The sequence below is a fragment of the Lacrimispora amygdalina genome, assembly GCF_003432035.1.
GTDB classification, from domain to species: Bacteria; Bacillota; Clostridia; order Lachnospirales; family Lachnospiraceae; genus Lacrimispora; species Lacrimispora amygdalina.
In genome coordinates this window covers 1-15,084 of sequence record NZ_QOHO01000078.1, presented here as the reverse complement: position 1 = coordinate 15,084, position 15,084 = coordinate 1, and the positions used below count along the sequence as shown (strand labels likewise).

The following is a 15,084-nucleotide window of genomic DNA, read 5'->3' as shown; positions in this document are numbered from 1 at the left end:
AAGACAGGTTTAATATGCAAGGAAATTTTCTTATTTTATTAATATTTTTTTATCCCTCCCAAACAAAAAAGCATGACCTGCCGTCTGCATCAGCCGGAATTTCCCATACGGCTTCCTGCAGGCGGCTGTCATGCCAAAATACTTCTTTTTACTGAAGCGCCTTCACCTGTTCTGCAAATTCATGGGAAAGGGTAAATCTGCCCACATAGCCCACTTCACCTGTCATCAGAACACTGTAATCATCTTTAATTTCCACTTCCAGGACACCTCCCGGCATATGGACATACATCTTGGGATCTGTCAGACCCATGCGGTATGCAGCTCCGGCAGCAGCACAGCCGCTGGTCCCTGATGCAAGAGTATAACCGGCTCCTCTTTCATAAATCTCAATCTCAATATTCGTCCGGTCCAGCACCTTTAAAAGCTGGGTATTGATCCGCTCCGGAAAATATTCGGCATTTTCAGAATGTTTTCCGATCCGGCATACCAGATCCTTTGATATATCATTTAACCAGATTACACAATGAGGATTTCCAATGTTTACACAGGTAACGCGGTAAGGAATGCTGCCAAACAGCATGGTTTCATTTAAAACCTCTCTTCTCGGCCCTGTAACAGGTATTTCATCGCTGTAAAAGCTGAGTTTTCCCATGGAAACCTTGATTCTGGTTCCCTCCTCGTTTAAGTACTGAATGGTCTGTTCTCCGCTTAACGTGCTGATTACAAATTTATTTTTCTGGACATAACCGGCATCCTTTAAGTACTTTCCAAATATCCGGACTCCATTTCCGCTTAATTCGGCTTCACTTCCGTCAGGATTTAATATTTTCACTTCCAGCTTATCCTGCCCCAGTATGGGTCCTACCAGAAGACCGTCTGAGCCCACGCCGAAGTTCCTGTCACAGATCAGCCGGATATTCTCCTTTGTCAGTCTGCACTCATTTTTATTGGGATCAAAAATCAGATAATCGTTTCCAAGTCCGTGGTATTTTTCCAAAGTAATATTCATTTTATGCCCCTTTCCCATGCTTCGCAATTGCGTCACAGAGTTCCTGATAAGATATTCCTGCAGCTGCTGCTTCCTGTGGAAGTAAGCTGTAAGGTGTCATTCCCGGTAATGTATTTGCCTCCAGGCAATAAAGGCTGCCATCCTCTTTCATCATAAAATCCACTCTGGAATAATAGCCAAGCCCAAGAGTCTTATGTACTCTTAAAGCCAGGTCCGCCATATGGGCCGCTTCCTTAGTGGACAGACCGGCTGGACAGATTTCCTCTGTCAATCCCGGCTGGTATTTGTTCTCATAATCATAAAATCCGCTTTTCGGCTTAATTTCAATAGCCGGAAGTGCAATTCCTCCAAGAATCCCCACTGAAAATTCTCTTCCGGAAATCTTTGCCTCAGCAAGCACTTTATTTTCACAGGAAAATGCAGCTTCAAGCGCCTGTTGCCACTGGTCTTCCCCATCCACCATGGTAACTCCCACACTGGACCCGCAGCCGCACGGTTTCACAACACAGGGGAATAAAAACGGCTCTGCCTGGGCTCCTTTTTCATAAAGTCTCCACTCAGGAGTTGGAATATTCTCCTCCCGCATTAAAAGCTTGGCAAGGTGCTTATCCATCGCTTTCAGACACCCTTCAAATCCGGTTCCTGTATAAGCAATCCCATAACCGTCAAGAATTGCCTGAATCTGCCCGTTTTCACCGGCTCCACCATGAAGTGCCAGGAAAACCATATCCGACTGCATACAGACTTCCATTATCCGGCTGCCCAGGATTCCCCGAAAACCGGACTTTCGTTTTAACTGTTCCAAATCGGGAGCGCTGCTGCCAATATGGCTGGAAAATTTCATTCCATCTTTTAAACTGTAAAACCGGATCTCTTCCCCATCCGGAATTCCCAGATAAGAATCTGCAAGATATACCTCATGTCCCCGCTCCATCAGTGCATTTGTGATCATGGCTCCTGAGGATAAGGAAACCTCCCGTTCCGGGCTGAATCCGCCCGCCAGTACTGCTATCTTCATCATTCATTCCTTTTCATTCATTGTTTGGTTGATACTATCTATTATAAACAGCACTTTCTATCATTTCTATTAATATAATGCTTTATACATTGCAAATTGTGTTGTATTATAGAAAGGAAGGGAGGCGTAACCTGCTGCAATGAATAACTACGAAAAACGGGGATATTTAAACAGTGATTTTAAGCTGTTTCATCTTCTTGATGAAGGAAACCTAAACTACGACTACCATTACCACGATTTTGATAAAATCATTATTTTTATACAGGGATCTGTGACTTACCGGATTGAAGGCTGTGCCTACCGTCTGGAGCCATATGATATCATTCTGGTCAGCCATAATGACATACACCGGCCTGATATCGCTTCCCACGTTCCTTACGAAAGAATCATAGTCTATCTTTCTCCCGGCTTCTTAAATGCATACCGGTCGGAAAGCTATGATTTAAGTGCATGTTTTCAAAAGTCCAAAGAGCTTCATTCCCACGTTCTCAGAATCCATTCCATGGAAAAAAGCAGTTTGTACCATACCTTGACCAACTTAGAATACGCCTGCACCCATGACGGCTATGCGAAAGATTTATACTGTCAGGTGGTGTTTCTTGAATTCATGATTCAGCTGAACCGGGCTTCTCTGACAAACAGAGTCCAGTATCTGCCCCCATCTACGGGAGATGCCAGGATCTTAAGCATCATGGATCATATTAACAGACACTTAACGGAGGATATGACGGTGGATTCCATAGCAGAATCATTTTTTATCAGCCGCTACCATCTGATGCATCTTTTTAAAGAAGAGACCGGCTATACTCTCTTTGACTACATTACGGAAAAACGCCTTCTGCTGGCTAGAGAACGTTTAAGAACCGGCAATTCCGTTACAGAAGTATGTTTCTCCTGCGGATTTAAAAACTATTCCACCTTTTCAAGAGCCTACAAAAATAAATTTCATATCTCCCCTTCTGAAACCATGAAGGAAGATACCATTGTGTTATAAATATAGCTGCCAGGCATAAAACATGCGCATGAACCGGGCTTTTTCGCCAGATCCATGCGCATATTCCATAAAAGTTTCTATTTTCAAATTATTCATGCCTTCCGTTATTCTTCCACGAACAGAACACATATAAAACACCGGTCAGTGCAAAATAAAACCAGGTAGCCGGATTACTGAACCAGGTTGTGAAAAACGACAGAATCAGATACATGGCAAACTGGGCATAAAACAGATAGCCGATTGGGTTTCTTACCCGCTTTACCAGCCGCATTAAGAAAAATGCAACGGCACCCAGTATACAGCTGAACAAAAGAACACCCACGATACCAAAATCATAAAAGGAATCGTAAAAAAGAGTGACTGTTGTCAGTTCTTCTTTTGTCACGTAAATGGGAAAATCCACCAAAGCAGGTACGAGGAATTTCAGTCCTGTTAACGCCCATAAAGGAAACAGCATTCGAAGACCGAATGTATGGGATGGCAGCCATTCCACCAGGCAGTTAAAATTATCGTAATTATTGGCGATATACATATACGGCTGCGTGATAAATATGGGCATCTGGCTGTATTTCATCTGAAAAATACCATTTAAATAGGTGACATCATGTCCTCTGGCTATGGTAAGAATCACATAGATGGGAATCATCCCAAGCAGCAGCCCTGCTCCGTATATAATCTTCAGCCTGTGCTCCATGGCGATGTAGGTGAGAAACGCCAGGCCAACAGCCAGAATCAGCTGAAACCGGGAGACACATAAAACCGGAATCGCACAGGCAACAAGATCCATGATTACGGTAAGAACCAGCCTGACGCCGTTTCTTCCCTGCTCAATGTTTAAATACAACACAGAAAGAGCAGGTACGAGAACGCAGGATACGGTGAAATAATGGATTCCTGTGATATGGAACGTGGAATACGCATGAGGCACTCCTTTAATAAAAAACGGGATAAAGCCCAGTACAGCCGCCTCGGTCAGAAATGCAGCAAGAGACAGTACCGTAGTCAGCAGCATCGCCAGAAACAGCGGTTTTTCATATCCTTTAAAGCTAAACCAGCTGGAACGCTGCCCTCCTGCAGAGCCCTGGGTTCGGATCATAAACTCAAACATCACCCAGAAGCCTGACTGCGCCACCAGAAAACAAAGCCAGGTAATGATACTCCAGTCAGAAGACAATTCTGACAGCTTTAAGCAGGCAACGCCCTGTCCTCCAACCCAGAACAGGGAAAACAATCCCCGTAAATGAATGATGTTCTCCGTTCTCCTGTAATCATACCAATAAAGAAAGAGTGCCGCAAGCATGAGGATCAAACCGGAAAGCCAATAGTAACCGGCTCTTGCAAATAGATAAGATGCTGCATAACTGATCAGATAAACGCTCATCGTAACATATCCCCTTTTGTAAATAATCGCCTTTTGCCTTTTTTCGGAAAAAATGCAGCCGCCTTAACGGCAACAGCTGCATTTTTCCGATTCAGCCAGTTATGAACGGCTGATAAAATCTTTCATATAATCTTCTACTTCTTTTACAGTGGCAAAGGACATGGCCTTATCGGCAACTTCCTTAAGCTCCTGTGTGCTGTATCCGGTAATCAGCTTTCTTGCGTTTAAGATTGCAGATGCACTCATACTGAACTCATTCAAACCGAACGCAAGAAGAAGCGGGATCAGCATGGGATCGCTTGCAGCCTCTCCGCACATGCCTACCATAATTCCTTCTTTTCTTCCGCACTCAATCACATGGCGTATGCTTCTTAAAACGGCCGGATTAAGCGGGGAATACAGGTAAGATACCTTATCATTTCCACGGTCTACAGACATGGTGTACTGTGTCAGATCGTTGGTTCCGATACTGAAGAAGTCAACCTCTCTGGCAAACACATCTGCCATCAGGGATGCTGCTGCTGTCTCCACCATAATTCCTACCTGGATATCTTTCTTATAAGCAATGGATTTTTCATCCAGTTCTTTCATAATCTCTTCTACGAGAGCCTTCGCTTCCCGGTACTCCTCAAGACAGGTCACCATCGGCACCATAATCCGGATATTGCCAAACGCACTGGCTCTTAAAAGTGCCCGAAGCTGGGGACGGTATACATCATCCTTCCGGTCCAGGCAGAAACGGATGGCACGGTATCCAAGGAACGGATTCTCATCCTTTTCCAGGCCCATATACGGGATCTCCTTGTCTCCGCCGATATCCAGAGTACGGATGATTACAGGCTTGCCGTTCATGGCAGCTGCTACCTTGCGGTATGCCTCAAACTGCTCCTCTTCCGTAGGCATGCTTGTCCGGTCCATAAAAAGGAATTCGGTACGAAACAGTCCAACGCCTTCCCCGTCATAATGAAGAACTTTTTCCACATCTTCCGGCTTTCCGATATTGGCAACCAGTTCTATGGTTACTCCGTCTTTTGTCACCGTCGGCTTTCCGATGTACTGCTCCAGTTCCTTCTTTTCTTTTAAGAACGCATCTCTTTTCGCTGTATATTCTTCCCTTACGGCCTGATCGGGGTCTGCAAACACCACGCCCTCTGATCCGTCTAATATAAGTTCTGTACCGTCTGCAATCCGGCTCATGAAGCCGTCAACTGCAACAACCGCAGGGATCTCCAGTGCTCTTGCAAGAATGGCGCTGTGGGATGTCTTTCCCCCCAGTTCTGTAACAATACCGGTTACGTTCCGGGGATTGATTCCGGCTGTCATGGAGGGAGTTAAGTCTCTTGCAACAATGACACTTCCCGCCGGAAGAGCTCCGATATCCACGGAACTGACGCCCAGAAGAATCTTCTGCATACGGGTTTTAATATCCCGCATATCGGTGGCACGCTGCTGCATCAGTTCATCTCCCATGGAGGCAAACATATCCGCATACGTATTGCATACAGTCTCGATTGCAAATTCACTGTTGATCATCTCGCCTGAGATGGAATTTTCAATTTCACCAACCAGCATGGGGTCAGAAAGCAGCAGAAGATGTCCGTTTAGAATCTCCGCTTCCTTTTCTCCCACTCTTGTGGCAAGATCTTTTGCCAGAGCGCCGGTTTCCTCCATCGCCTGGTTTACAGCCCTCTGAAAGCGGGCTTTTTCCGCATCCACATCTGTAATTGTGTCTTTCTTAATCTTCAGTTCTGTCTCTTCTACGATAACGGCTTTCCCAATTCCGATTCCCGCAGATGCGCTTGTTCCTTTAAACATAAAATCCTCCTTATTAATTAAAAAATGAAAAAATCTATTCGCCAAGGCCCCCCTCAACAGCCTTGATCATGGCAGCCAGAGCTTCCTCTTCATCTGCTCCCTCACAGACAAAGGTAATTTCATCGCCGCTTTTTACGCAGGCTCCCAACACGCTGAGTACACTCTTTGCGTTGGCAGTGGTGTTCTTAAAACGAAAACTCACTACTGAATTAAAGTTCATGGCTTCCCTACAAAGAATCCCTGCCGGTCTCAAGTGCAGACCGGTAGGATTCTTTATAACAACATTAGCACTGACCATACTGAATTCCTCCAATCTTTCTACATACTGCCCATCTTAAAGGCCCTTTTTACTGTGCCGCGCTCTCTGATGTGCTTGGCGCAGTGGTGTCCTGCGTCTGTGGTGCAGACTCCGTATTCTCCTTTGCTACCGTTACATTAAAAGGCGTGTAAACGGTAACTTCAAACCCTTCAGAAATTTCAAAATGAAGCAGTCCAGGATATGTGCCCGGATTCAGATCGGAGACATCAAGAATTGCATTTAAATTTTCTTCTTTCAATGCATCTAAATCTTCCTTCAGCCCCTTTACAGTAACATCACAGGTCGGTTTATCAAAACTATATCTGTAATCCGCGGACATGCCTTTTTTGTCCAGGCTATCCAACTGAAGGGTAAATACCCGGGTGGTCAGTGGCTCCACCTTCAGCTTAACGGTTACATTTTTATATTTATCACCTGCAATGGTGGTATTCGGCGGGAGATACTGGCTTAAATCCAGCTGTACTACTTTATCCTTTGTTGCACCGTCAATATTCAGCTTATCCGAAGATACCGGGATGGACGACAGAGAGGCAAGCACGGATTTGGTGCCTACGACTGAAACAGACTTCACATCTGTTTCCAGTCCTGTATAACGGTATCCCTTTGCAACCTGACCCGTAACTTCATAATTAAGGGAAAGGTCCTTTGCTTTCAGTATCTGGACATAATAATCGATTTCTGATTTATTCACAGTCACCTTATCCGACAGGTCCAGTTTATTGCCGTTGGCATCGTAAAAAAGAGGAGCAGCAGATGAACTGATATCTGAATTCACATTATTAGCAATCTGAATTTCCACTCCCATATGGTTGATCTGTCCAACCAAAGATTCCGGTCCCTGAACAGTAACATTGTCCGGAACCAGGTTAATCGTCCCGGTAGCATAGCCTTCCTCGGCTTTTCCCTTGGTATTCACCTGCAAATCAAATTTTTTAGTCTGGAGCTGTTCCGTTCTGATCCGGATCACCATAGGCTTTGCCGTAATGGTATCGCTTTTTACCAGACTCTCCTTATCTTTATTTATCTCTACTGTAATCGGAATTGCGCCCGTTACATTAAAATCCTTTAAATCCACGTATGCGTGAAAGTCTGATGCCTTCACAAGAGACCGGTCCCTGGTCCTTATCTGGTAACTGACCGCCACCACATCCTTGCCGTCGATTTCATAGGTCAGGTTTGCCGCCTCTAAAGCTTCCTCATTACGGATTTCAACCGTAACAAACTGGGAATCAGCAATGACGGGGTTTGATATATTCACTACCGCCATCCACACCCCAACAGCAAGCACCAGCGACGCAACTTTCAGTCCAAGGTTATTTAACAGCTTTTCCTTCATTCTTACGCCTTCCCTTCAAAATCCTGAATCTGCTTCCTTCCTCTCCCGCCTGCTTTACGCCGGCCAGAATGGTCCTCAGCATATCCGCGTCTGCAATCCGCTTTAATCCTCCCTCCAGCGCAACTGTTACCCGTCCGGTTTCCTCAGAAACCACGATAGTAATGCTGTCACTGACTTCGCTCACTCCCACTGCCGCCCTGTGCCTGGTTCCCAGATCCTTACTGATGGTCATATTATCAGACAGTGGCAGATAACAGGTGGCTGCTGCCACCCGGTTTCCCCGAATCACCACAGCTCCGTCATGAAGAGGGGTATTATGCTCGAAAATATTAATGAGAAGCTGGCTGCTGACAATTCCGCCCACTTCAATTCCTGTCCGCTCAATCTCTTTTAAGGAATCGCTGCGCTCAATCACGATCAGCGCTCCCGTCTTTACTTTTGCCATCTCAAAGGTTGCTTTTACCAGTTCATTAATGGTCTTATCCGTAAAACTGGAATTATCTCTTCCATCGTCAAAAGTAAGTATTCCGGTAAATGGATTCTTGCTTCCCAGCTGCTCTAACGCCTTTCTCAGTTCCGGCTGGAAGATCACAATTACCATGGTCACTGCCGGAGCAGCGATCTTATTGAGTATCCAGAAAATATTATCCAAGCGGAAAACGTAAGCAAAGACATAGAAAACAAAGATTACAATGATACCTTTTAACAGTGTCCAGGCTCTCGTATTCATAATCCAGGTCAGAAGCTCATACAGCAAAACAGCTATGATAACAATCTCAACCAGATTTGTCTTTGATATCCTGGGAAGGAACGATACCCAGGAATACATCTTATCTAAAAAATTTGCCATGTGATCCACCTCCCTTTTTGTTCTTCTTACCTTTGCGGTCTCTGGAGTTTTCTGGCATTAATTTTTTGAACTTTTACATCAGGTGTGCTGACCGTCAGTTTGGGAACTGCCTTGACGTAGTAATAATAGTCATCATCTTCAAACTGCACGTATTCCGTACGTGTATAATCCACTGTAAAAACGAAAAACGTATAGATTGCAGCAAGTATAACGGAAACAAGAACTCCTCCAAAGAGTTCCAGAACAGATACCGATACATCCGCTGTAATGTCTCCGATGAAAATAACACTAAGCTGGGCAATTGTTCCTGCTATAATCGCCACCACCCAGGAATAATCCATGGACAGCCCCTTTATTATTACCACTATTAAAAGAGCCAGAGTAAAAGCAAGCACCATAATTAACATGAGTTTGTTCGCCAGCAGGCTCTTCATCAGCTGCATAAACTTCTGCATCTCATCCGCTGACAGATCATTGGTTAAAACTCCGGCATTCTGTTTTACATACAGAAGGGTAAAATAAATAAAAACACCGCACCCTACCGGTATCACGGAAACAATTCCTCCGGAAAGCCCTACAATCAGAGGAATTGCATAGGGAATCTTTAAAAGGAAAAAAACCGGTGTTAAAACCAGGAGATAGCTGTCCCCCGGCTGGAAGCCATAATACAGCAGGCCAACCACCAGTATGAATACAGCCATAACCAGGGTAACCTCCATAGAGATCCCCGATAAATGGGCAAGCATAAAGCTGGCTGCCAAAAAGGAAATGGCTCCATAAGGCAGAAAAGAGCAGACCAAAGCCAGAACCAGAGGAATAAACGGTTCTGTCAGCTTCGTCATAAATCCAATATTCTTGTTCATCAAGGAAAAAGCCAGATAACTGAAAATAAACTTGATAACAGGAGTGATATAGATTCCATACCTTGCATAAAACTCTTTTAGTCGTTCTCTTAATACAAGAAGGCCCATCATGATGTACGCCCTCCTTTTATTCTTTTTATTGATCTGGTGTTTCCATCATAGCGCTTGTCCAGTCTCTTTAATTTTGCCAGATAAATCTTCATTCCCCGGCTTGCATGTTCGTAACGCTTCATATATATATAGATGCTGATGGCCAGATAAAACGCCAGTCCGGCAGCGTATATGATACCAATCCTTATTCCCGTTCCCGTCAGACTCTTTAAATCCATGGTATTCAGCCAGCGCTCCATGTAATAAAGTCCCCATAAAAGGAGGCAGGATAAAAAACTAAAGGTGTAGCTGAAAAAGGAGCGGAACAGCTTGCTGCTGACATAGTCACTTTTGAAGTACCGGTTAATCGGAAATATTCTCTTGCCTTCCTGTTTTTCAAACATGGCGAGACTCGTCATGATCTTTATTTTTTCTTCACTCAGCATATGGTCTCCTCACTATACCATAAGATATCACCCTATTATAGCATAGAACATGATACTTTGCGAGCCTATTAAGGAATTTTTTATTTTTGAGAAAAAAAGCACAGCATGGCTGCTGCGCTTTTTACTCATATCTTAAGGCTTCAATGGGATCTTTCCCTGCCGCTTTCGAAGCCGGATAAATTCCAAAAAACAGTCCCACCAGTGCAGAAAATCCAACCGCAACTAATATTACAAACGGCTTGATTACGACAGTCATGCCAAGAAGGGTACCTCCAAGAAAAACCAGTCCTGCTCCTGATATGACACCAATAATTCCCCCCATTGCAGAAAGAATGGCGGATTCAGTCAGAAACTGGACCATAACATCCCAGGTTTTTGCCCCGAGAGCCTTACGTATACCGATTTCCCGGGTTCGTTCTGTAACGGAAACCAGCATGATATTCATGATTCCGATTCCGCCTACTAAAAGTGAGATCGCTGCAATTCCGCCTACTGCCGCAGACAGACCGCCCATAACCTGGTCAACGCTTCCCATTTCGTTTGATACGGAATAAAAGGTAACATCTTCTTTCCTTCTGCTTTTGGCATTTGCTATATATTGGGAAAAACGGTCGGAAAAAGCAGCCATATCGGTTCCTTCCTTCGCGTAAAGCCTGATATTGTAAATCATGTCATTGGGCCAGACTAACAAAGTCTCAGGCATATAACCTTCTTTTTTTCCATCAGACCCGCCTGCCATCGCCTCAAATGGATTCTCCTCCTTGCGGTACACTCCCACCACGTCGTAATCTGCAGTATCTCCGTAAATAGTCGTCCGAAAAGTCTTTCCTACGGCATCTTCCGTACCGAAAAGTTCTTTCGCGCCTTTTGCCTCCAGAACAACATGATTTTTTCTGCCCTTTATATCCCCCTCATTTAAATTCCTGCCGTATATGATATCAATCTTATGAACGTCGGGATAATTGGCGCGAATACCCTCAAACTCGAATTTTACCTTATTTCTGCCGAAAACAGCTTCTGCATTCTGCCGTGAATCACCGTCGATATAACTGATCTCATCTCCATAAACTTCTTTGATCCGGTCTATTTCATCCACACTGAAATAATCGCTGTCTCTCATCTCACTGCCGTCAGAGGGCCAGACATATACAGAAGCAAGGGTTGTTCCCGCATCCTTGTAGATATCAGAAATCATAAACCTCATGGTATCACCGATGGATACAATGGCAATGACTGATCCGATACCAATGATAATTCCCAGCATGGTAAGAAGAGACCTCATTTTGTTCGCTTTAATGGCATGAACTGCCATAGTCATATTTTCAAACAGCATGCTTCCTCCTATTCATACCTCAAAGCTTCTATCGGATCTGCCTTTGCCGCTTTCGAAGCCGGATAAATACCGAAAAATATTCCAACCAGTGCCGAAAAACCAACGGCCAGAACGACCACGGAGGGTCTTACGATTACGGCTGTTTTTAAAACCGCTCCTCCAATCATTACAATCGTCACCCCTAGGATAATTCCAATGATACCGCCGCATGCTGACATCAATGCCGATTCCGTTAAAAACTGAATCATAATATCCCTGGTTCTGGCACCAAGGGCTTTGCGGATTCCGATTTCCCTGGTACGCTCTGTTACAGACACCATCATGATGTTCATGATTCCGATTCCGCCTACCAGAAGAGAGATGGCGGCGATTCCTCCTACCGCTGCAGACATGGCAGAAAGCTTAGAGTCCACACTTCCCATCTGATCTGCTACAGACATGACCTTTATTTCTGATTCTTTTCTTCCTTTTGTCTTTGCAATATATTTGGTTAACTCCGGAAGAAATTCATTCATATTCACTCCGTCGCGGACATAAAAGTTCAGCACCTGAAACTTATCGCCTTTCCTGCTGACAACGGTGTCAGGTATAAATCCGGCCTGTTTCTGTCCGTTGCCAAGAAGCATGGCAGCCATGGGGGATAAGTCTTTATGATATACACCCACCACAGTATATTCCTGAGTGTCCTTATTGACAATCATGCGGAAGGTACGTCCTACGCAGTCAGCTGTACCGAACAGCGCCACTGCGCCTTTATCCTCCAGCACCACGTGGTTTGCCGCCTTTTTAACATCTGCTTCATTTATAAATCTGCCGTAAATAATATTCTGCGGCTGAACGTTCATATAATTATAATCGACTCCCTGAAACTCGAACTTTACCTTCTTTAAACGGTTCACAGCCTCTGTATCAGCACTGGAATTGCTGTCAATATACTCGATCTTATCATGAAAGATCTCTTTTACCCGCTCCATCTCATCTCTGTCAAAATAATCGGAAGAGCGGAAATCTGTCACTTCCCATGATACCAGAATAAGTGCACGGTTAATCCCCACGTCTTTATAAGCATCTGTAAAAACATTTCTCATGCTGTCTCCTACCGATACAATGGCAATCACTGCGCCGATACCGATAATGATGCCCAGCATGGTAAGAAATGAACGCATTTTATTGGATTTTATGGCATGCATTGCCATACTCATATTTTCTCTCAGCATAATGCTTCCCCGCTCTGATTCGACACCGGAATATTGGGAGTATCACTGACCAGACTGCCATCCCTAAAGCGGATAATCCGGTTGGTGAACGCCGCGATATCCTCTTCGTGAGTAACTAAAACCACAGTTGCCCCTTCGTTGTGAAGCTTGGAGAACAGTTCCATAATTTCTACCGATGAGGCTGAGTCCAGGTTACCGGTAGGCTCATCTGCAAGAATGAGCGGCGGTTCATTGGCGAGAGCTCTCGCTATCGCAACCCTCTGCCTCTGACCTCCGGAAAGTTCATTAGGCATGTGCTCATACCGGGTTCCAAGACCTACCCGCTCCAAAAGTTCCATCGCCCTTTTTTCTCTTGCTTTTTTTGAAATGTGGGCATAAGTCATGGGAAGCTCCACATTCTTTAAGGCAGAGGTTCTGGATATTAAATTAAAAGACTGGAAAACAAATCCGATCTTACGGTTCCTGATGGCAGATAAATCATCAGACGGCATGTCAGCAGTATCGATACCATCCAGATAATAATGCCCCATGGTAGGCCGGTCCAGACAGCCAAGTATATTCATCAGCGTGGACTTTCCGGAGCCTGACTGACCCATGATGGCCACGAACTCTCCCCGCTTAATTGTTAAATTCACCCGCTTTAATCCCAAAACCTTAATGGAACCGGTATCATATATCTTTACCATATCAACCAGTTTAATCAGATCCTCGCTGACATTCTGGGTAATATAGTCAGGTATCACTTCTTTCTTTTTCCACATACAGCATCCCCCCTACGGCTGAGACGGAAGCACATGTACCGTCATTCCATCTGTGATCATGGAGGATGGAGCTTCAATCAGCTGAAGACCCTCTGTCAGAGCACCCTCTTCTTCCGGAATAATCTCCGATTCTATATCACTTTCCACACCTGTTTTTACAGGAATGTATTTCACTGTGTTATTAACGACTGAGGCTACTGCCATACTTCCATCGGGATTCTGGATTAATGCAGATATGGGAACTACCCACACATCTTCGGCTTTCTGCAGTTCAATTCTGGCCTTCGCCGTAATTCCGGCAATCAGCTTTGAGTTCTGATCAATAATACGGATGGTGGTAGGAATGACACGTTCCGTAGAACCGCCTCCCTTTTCTTCTCCTGTTGGGGAAATTGCAGTAACTTCTCCTTTTACGGCCTCACCATTTAAGATGTCGGCAGTGATATCAACCGGCTGCCCAACTTTTACTTTACCGATGGAATATTCGCTGACATTGATCTTCATCTCTAACACATCCAGATTATTGATGATAAACATGGGTTTGTCATCGTCCGTTTTATCTGCAAAACGGCCCACCTTACAGTTTACACGCACAACGGTTCCTGCGATGGGACTGGTGACTTTTGTATTTTGCAGGGCTTCTTTTTTCTGCTCCAGCTCAAATGCCTCTTTTTCAATCTGCAGAGAATAGGATTCATTGGCTACCGGTTTTCCATCTTTCAGAGTATAGGTAGTCATCTCTCTTGCTTTATCGTTCATGTTATTGGAAGCAGTTTCCAGCTCAACTCCTGTTGCACTTCCTCCCTGGTAAAGAAGAAGCGTTCTGTTGTAATTTGCTTTTGCTGCCTCAAAATCCTGCTTTGCCTTGGCATATCCATTTTCTGCTTCCAGCTGCTTATCCTTATATGTACTGACAGCAAGATCATAGGCATTCTGTGCGATATCCACCTCTTTTTTCGCATCTTTGTCATCTAGAGTGGCCAACAGCTGCCCCTTTTCTACCCTGTCACCCTCTTTCACCGGGAGATCCAGAATCTCAGCATGTAAATTGGAAACAACCTCCACGCTGTCGGTTCCCTGTACCGGACCGCTTACGGAAAGGATCTCCGTAACCTCACCCTTCTTTAATGGTGTGACAGTAACCGGCATCACTGCACTTTTTCCGCTTGCCGCACTGCGAAAGGCGATAAAAAGGAACACTGCAGCAATCCCGGAGCCCACGATTATTTTTTTCTTTCTGCTCCATTTTTTCTTAGAAAGTTTTTTCTTTTTTTTCCCTACATGCTCCTCAGACATCAGATTCTTAAGTTCTTTTTCAAAATCATCGTCTGCCATAGGTCCGGCCTCAGCCACCTGAATCTCTTCTTCTGTTTTCTTCTTGAACAATTTCATGCCCGTACCCTCCATATCAGTATCAGTCTCTCTCTTATTATAGCGGTGGGTTATAATGAATTAAATATTAAAATTCTTATAATTTTCTAAATTTTTCCAGTCAATTTAAAAAAAACTGCTATAAGGGAGCATTTTCCCTTATGCAGTCTTCCATTTTACTTCTAAATCATTAAAATTATTACCATTTTTTTTAGATAAAAAAATGTTATAATCATCAAAAGCACTCCGATTCCTTGATAAAGATAAGGGAAGGGGAAAAA

Annotated in this window: 14 protein-coding genes; 1 reads left to right on the top strand and 13 read right to left on the bottom strand. The window is 44.4% G+C overall.

The window, feature by feature from the left end; all coding sequences use genetic code 11:
* Positions 1–148: 148 nt before the first annotated feature.
* Both dapF and DS742_RS23020 read right to left on the bottom strand, forming a co-directional pair.
* Positions 149–1,009, bottom strand: a complete 861-nt coding sequence (gene dapF / locus DS742_RS23025) for a diaminopimelate epimerase (protein WP_117419305.1) — start codon at positions 1,007–1,009, stop codon at positions 149–151.
* 1 nt (position 1,010) lies between these two features.
* Positions 1,011–2,030: a D-alanine--D-alanine ligase family protein gene (locus tag DS742_RS23020; protein ID WP_242996700.1), complete on the bottom strand. Its 1,020-nt coding sequence runs from the start codon at positions 2,028–2,030 to the stop codon at positions 1,011–1,013.
* A gap of 136 nt (positions 2,031–2,166) precedes the next feature.
* On the opposite strand from DS742_RS23020, the gene DS742_RS23015 reads away from it, so the two are divergent.
* Positions 2,167–3,021, top strand: coding sequence for a helix-turn-helix transcriptional regulator (locus DS742_RS23015; protein ID WP_117419303.1), 855 nt, complete (start codon positions 2,167–2,169; stop codon positions 3,019–3,021).
* Positions 3,022–3,109: 88 nt separating this feature from the next.
* On the opposite strand, the gene DS742_RS23010 is transcribed toward DS742_RS23015, so the two are convergent.
* From DS742_RS23010 to DS742_RS22960, 11 genes are all read right to left on the bottom strand, one after another.
* Complete coding sequence (locus DS742_RS23010) at positions 3,110–4,402, bottom strand: O-antigen polymerase (RefSeq protein ID WP_117419302.1); 1,293 nt, start codon at positions 4,400–4,402, stop codon at positions 3,110–3,112.
* A 99-nt stretch (positions 4,403–4,501) separates the two neighbouring features.
* Entirely contained in the window at positions 4,502–6,217 is a 1,716-nt protein-coding gene (gene ptsP / locus DS742_RS23005; protein WP_117419301.1) for a phosphoenolpyruvate--protein phosphotransferase, read from the bottom strand.
* Between the two features lie 34 nt (positions 6,218–6,251).
* Positions 6,252–6,515 carry an HPr family phosphocarrier protein gene (locus DS742_RS23000; protein WP_117419300.1) on the bottom strand — a complete coding sequence of 88 codons (264 nt, stop codon included), beginning with the start codon at positions 6,513–6,515 and terminating at the stop codon, positions 6,252–6,254.
* 49 nt (positions 6,516–6,564) lie between these two features.
* Positions 6,565–7,872, bottom strand: a complete 1,308-nt coding sequence (locus DS742_RS22995) for a CdaR family protein (RefSeq protein ID WP_117419299.1) — start codon at positions 7,870–7,872, stop codon at positions 6,565–6,567.
* Positions 7,850–8,722 (bottom strand): diadenylate cyclase CdaA, encoded by an 873-nt coding sequence (gene cdaA, locus DS742_RS22990; RefSeq protein WP_117419298.1) that lies wholly within the window; start codon positions 8,720–8,722, stop codon positions 7,850–7,852. The genes DS742_RS22995 and cdaA overlap by 23 nt, the downstream gene beginning before the upstream one ends.
* A 26-nt stretch (positions 8,723–8,748) precedes the next feature.
* Entirely contained in the window at positions 8,749–9,696 is a 948-nt protein-coding gene (locus tag DS742_RS22985) for an ABC transporter permease (RefSeq protein ID WP_117419297.1), read from the bottom strand.
* Positions 9,693–10,121, bottom strand: a complete 429-nt coding sequence (locus tag DS742_RS22980; RefSeq protein ID WP_117419296.1) for a hypothetical protein — start codon at positions 10,119–10,121, stop codon at positions 9,693–9,695. Before DS742_RS22980 ends, DS742_RS22985 begins: the two co-directional genes overlap by 4 nt.
* A gap of 121 nt (positions 10,122–10,242) precedes the next feature.
* On the bottom strand, positions 10,243–11,454 hold the full coding sequence (locus tag DS742_RS22975) for an ABC transporter permease (RefSeq protein WP_117419295.1): 1,212 nt from the start codon (positions 11,452–11,454) through the stop codon (positions 10,243–10,245).
* Between the two features lie 8 nt (positions 11,455–11,462).
* Complete coding sequence (locus tag DS742_RS22970; RefSeq protein ID WP_117419294.1) at positions 11,463–12,671, bottom strand: ABC transporter permease; 1,209 nt, start codon at positions 12,669–12,671, stop codon at positions 11,463–11,465.
* Entirely contained in the window at positions 12,665–13,432 is a 768-nt protein-coding gene (locus DS742_RS22965) for an ABC transporter ATP-binding protein (protein ID WP_117419293.1), read from the bottom strand. Before DS742_RS22965 ends, DS742_RS22970 begins: the two co-directional genes overlap by 7 nt.
* Positions 13,433–13,444: 12 nt before the next feature.
* A complete protein-coding gene (locus tag DS742_RS22960; protein ID WP_117419292.1) occupies positions 13,445–14,824 on the bottom strand; it encodes an efflux RND transporter periplasmic adaptor subunit in 1,380 nt (459 codons plus the stop codon).
* Positions 14,825–15,084 lie beyond the last annotated feature (260 nt).

Coding starts and splice junctions, on each gene's coding strand:
- DS742_RS22965 (WP_117419293.1), bottom strand. CDS start 13,432: ATGTGGAAAAAGAAAGAAGTGATACCTGACTATATTACCCAGAATGTC.
- DS742_RS23020 (WP_242996700.1), bottom strand. CDS start 2,030: ATGATGAAGATAGCAGTACTGGCGGGCGGATTCAGCCCGGAACGGGAG.
- DS742_RS22970 (WP_117419294.1), bottom strand. CDS start 12,671: ATGCTGAGAGAAAATATGAGTATGGCAATGCATGCCATAAAATCCAAT.
- DS742_RS23010 (WP_117419302.1), bottom strand. CDS start 4,402: ATGAGCGTTTATCTGATCAGTTATGCAGCATCTTATCTATTTGCAAGA.
- DS742_RS22985 (WP_117419297.1), bottom strand. CDS start 9,696: ATGATGGGCCTTCTTGTATTAAGAGAACGACTAAAAGAGTTTTATGCA.
- DS742_RS22995 (WP_117419299.1), bottom strand. CDS start 7,872: ATGAAGGAAAAGCTGTTAAATAACCTTGGACTGAAAGTTGCGTCGCTG.
- DS742_RS23000 (WP_117419300.1), bottom strand. CDS start 6,515: ATGGTCAGTGCTAATGTTGTTATAAAGAATCCTACCGGTCTGCACTTG.
- cdaA (WP_117419298.1), bottom strand. CDS start 8,722: ATGGCAAATTTTTTAGATAAGATGTATTCCTGGGTATCGTTCCTTCCC.
- DS742_RS22975 (WP_117419295.1), bottom strand. CDS start 11,454: ATGCTGTTTGAAAATATGACTATGGCAGTTCATGCCATTAAAGCGAAC.
- DS742_RS22960 (WP_117419292.1), bottom strand. CDS start 14,824: ATGAAATTGTTCAAGAAGAAAACAGAAGAAGAGATTCAGGTGGCTGAG.
- dapF (WP_117419305.1), bottom strand. CDS start 1,009: ATGAATATTACTTTGGAAAAATACCACGGACTTGGAAACGATTATCTG.
- DS742_RS22980 (WP_117419296.1), bottom strand. CDS start 10,121: ATGCTGAGTGAAGAAAAAATAAAGATCATGACGAGTCTCGCCATGTTT.
- DS742_RS23015 (WP_117419303.1), top strand. CDS start 2,167: ATGAATAACTACGAAAAACGGGGATATTTAAACAGTGATTTTAAGCTG.
- ptsP (WP_117419301.1), bottom strand. CDS start 6,217: ATGTTTAAAGGAACAAGCGCATCTGCGGGAATCGGAATTGGGAAAGCC.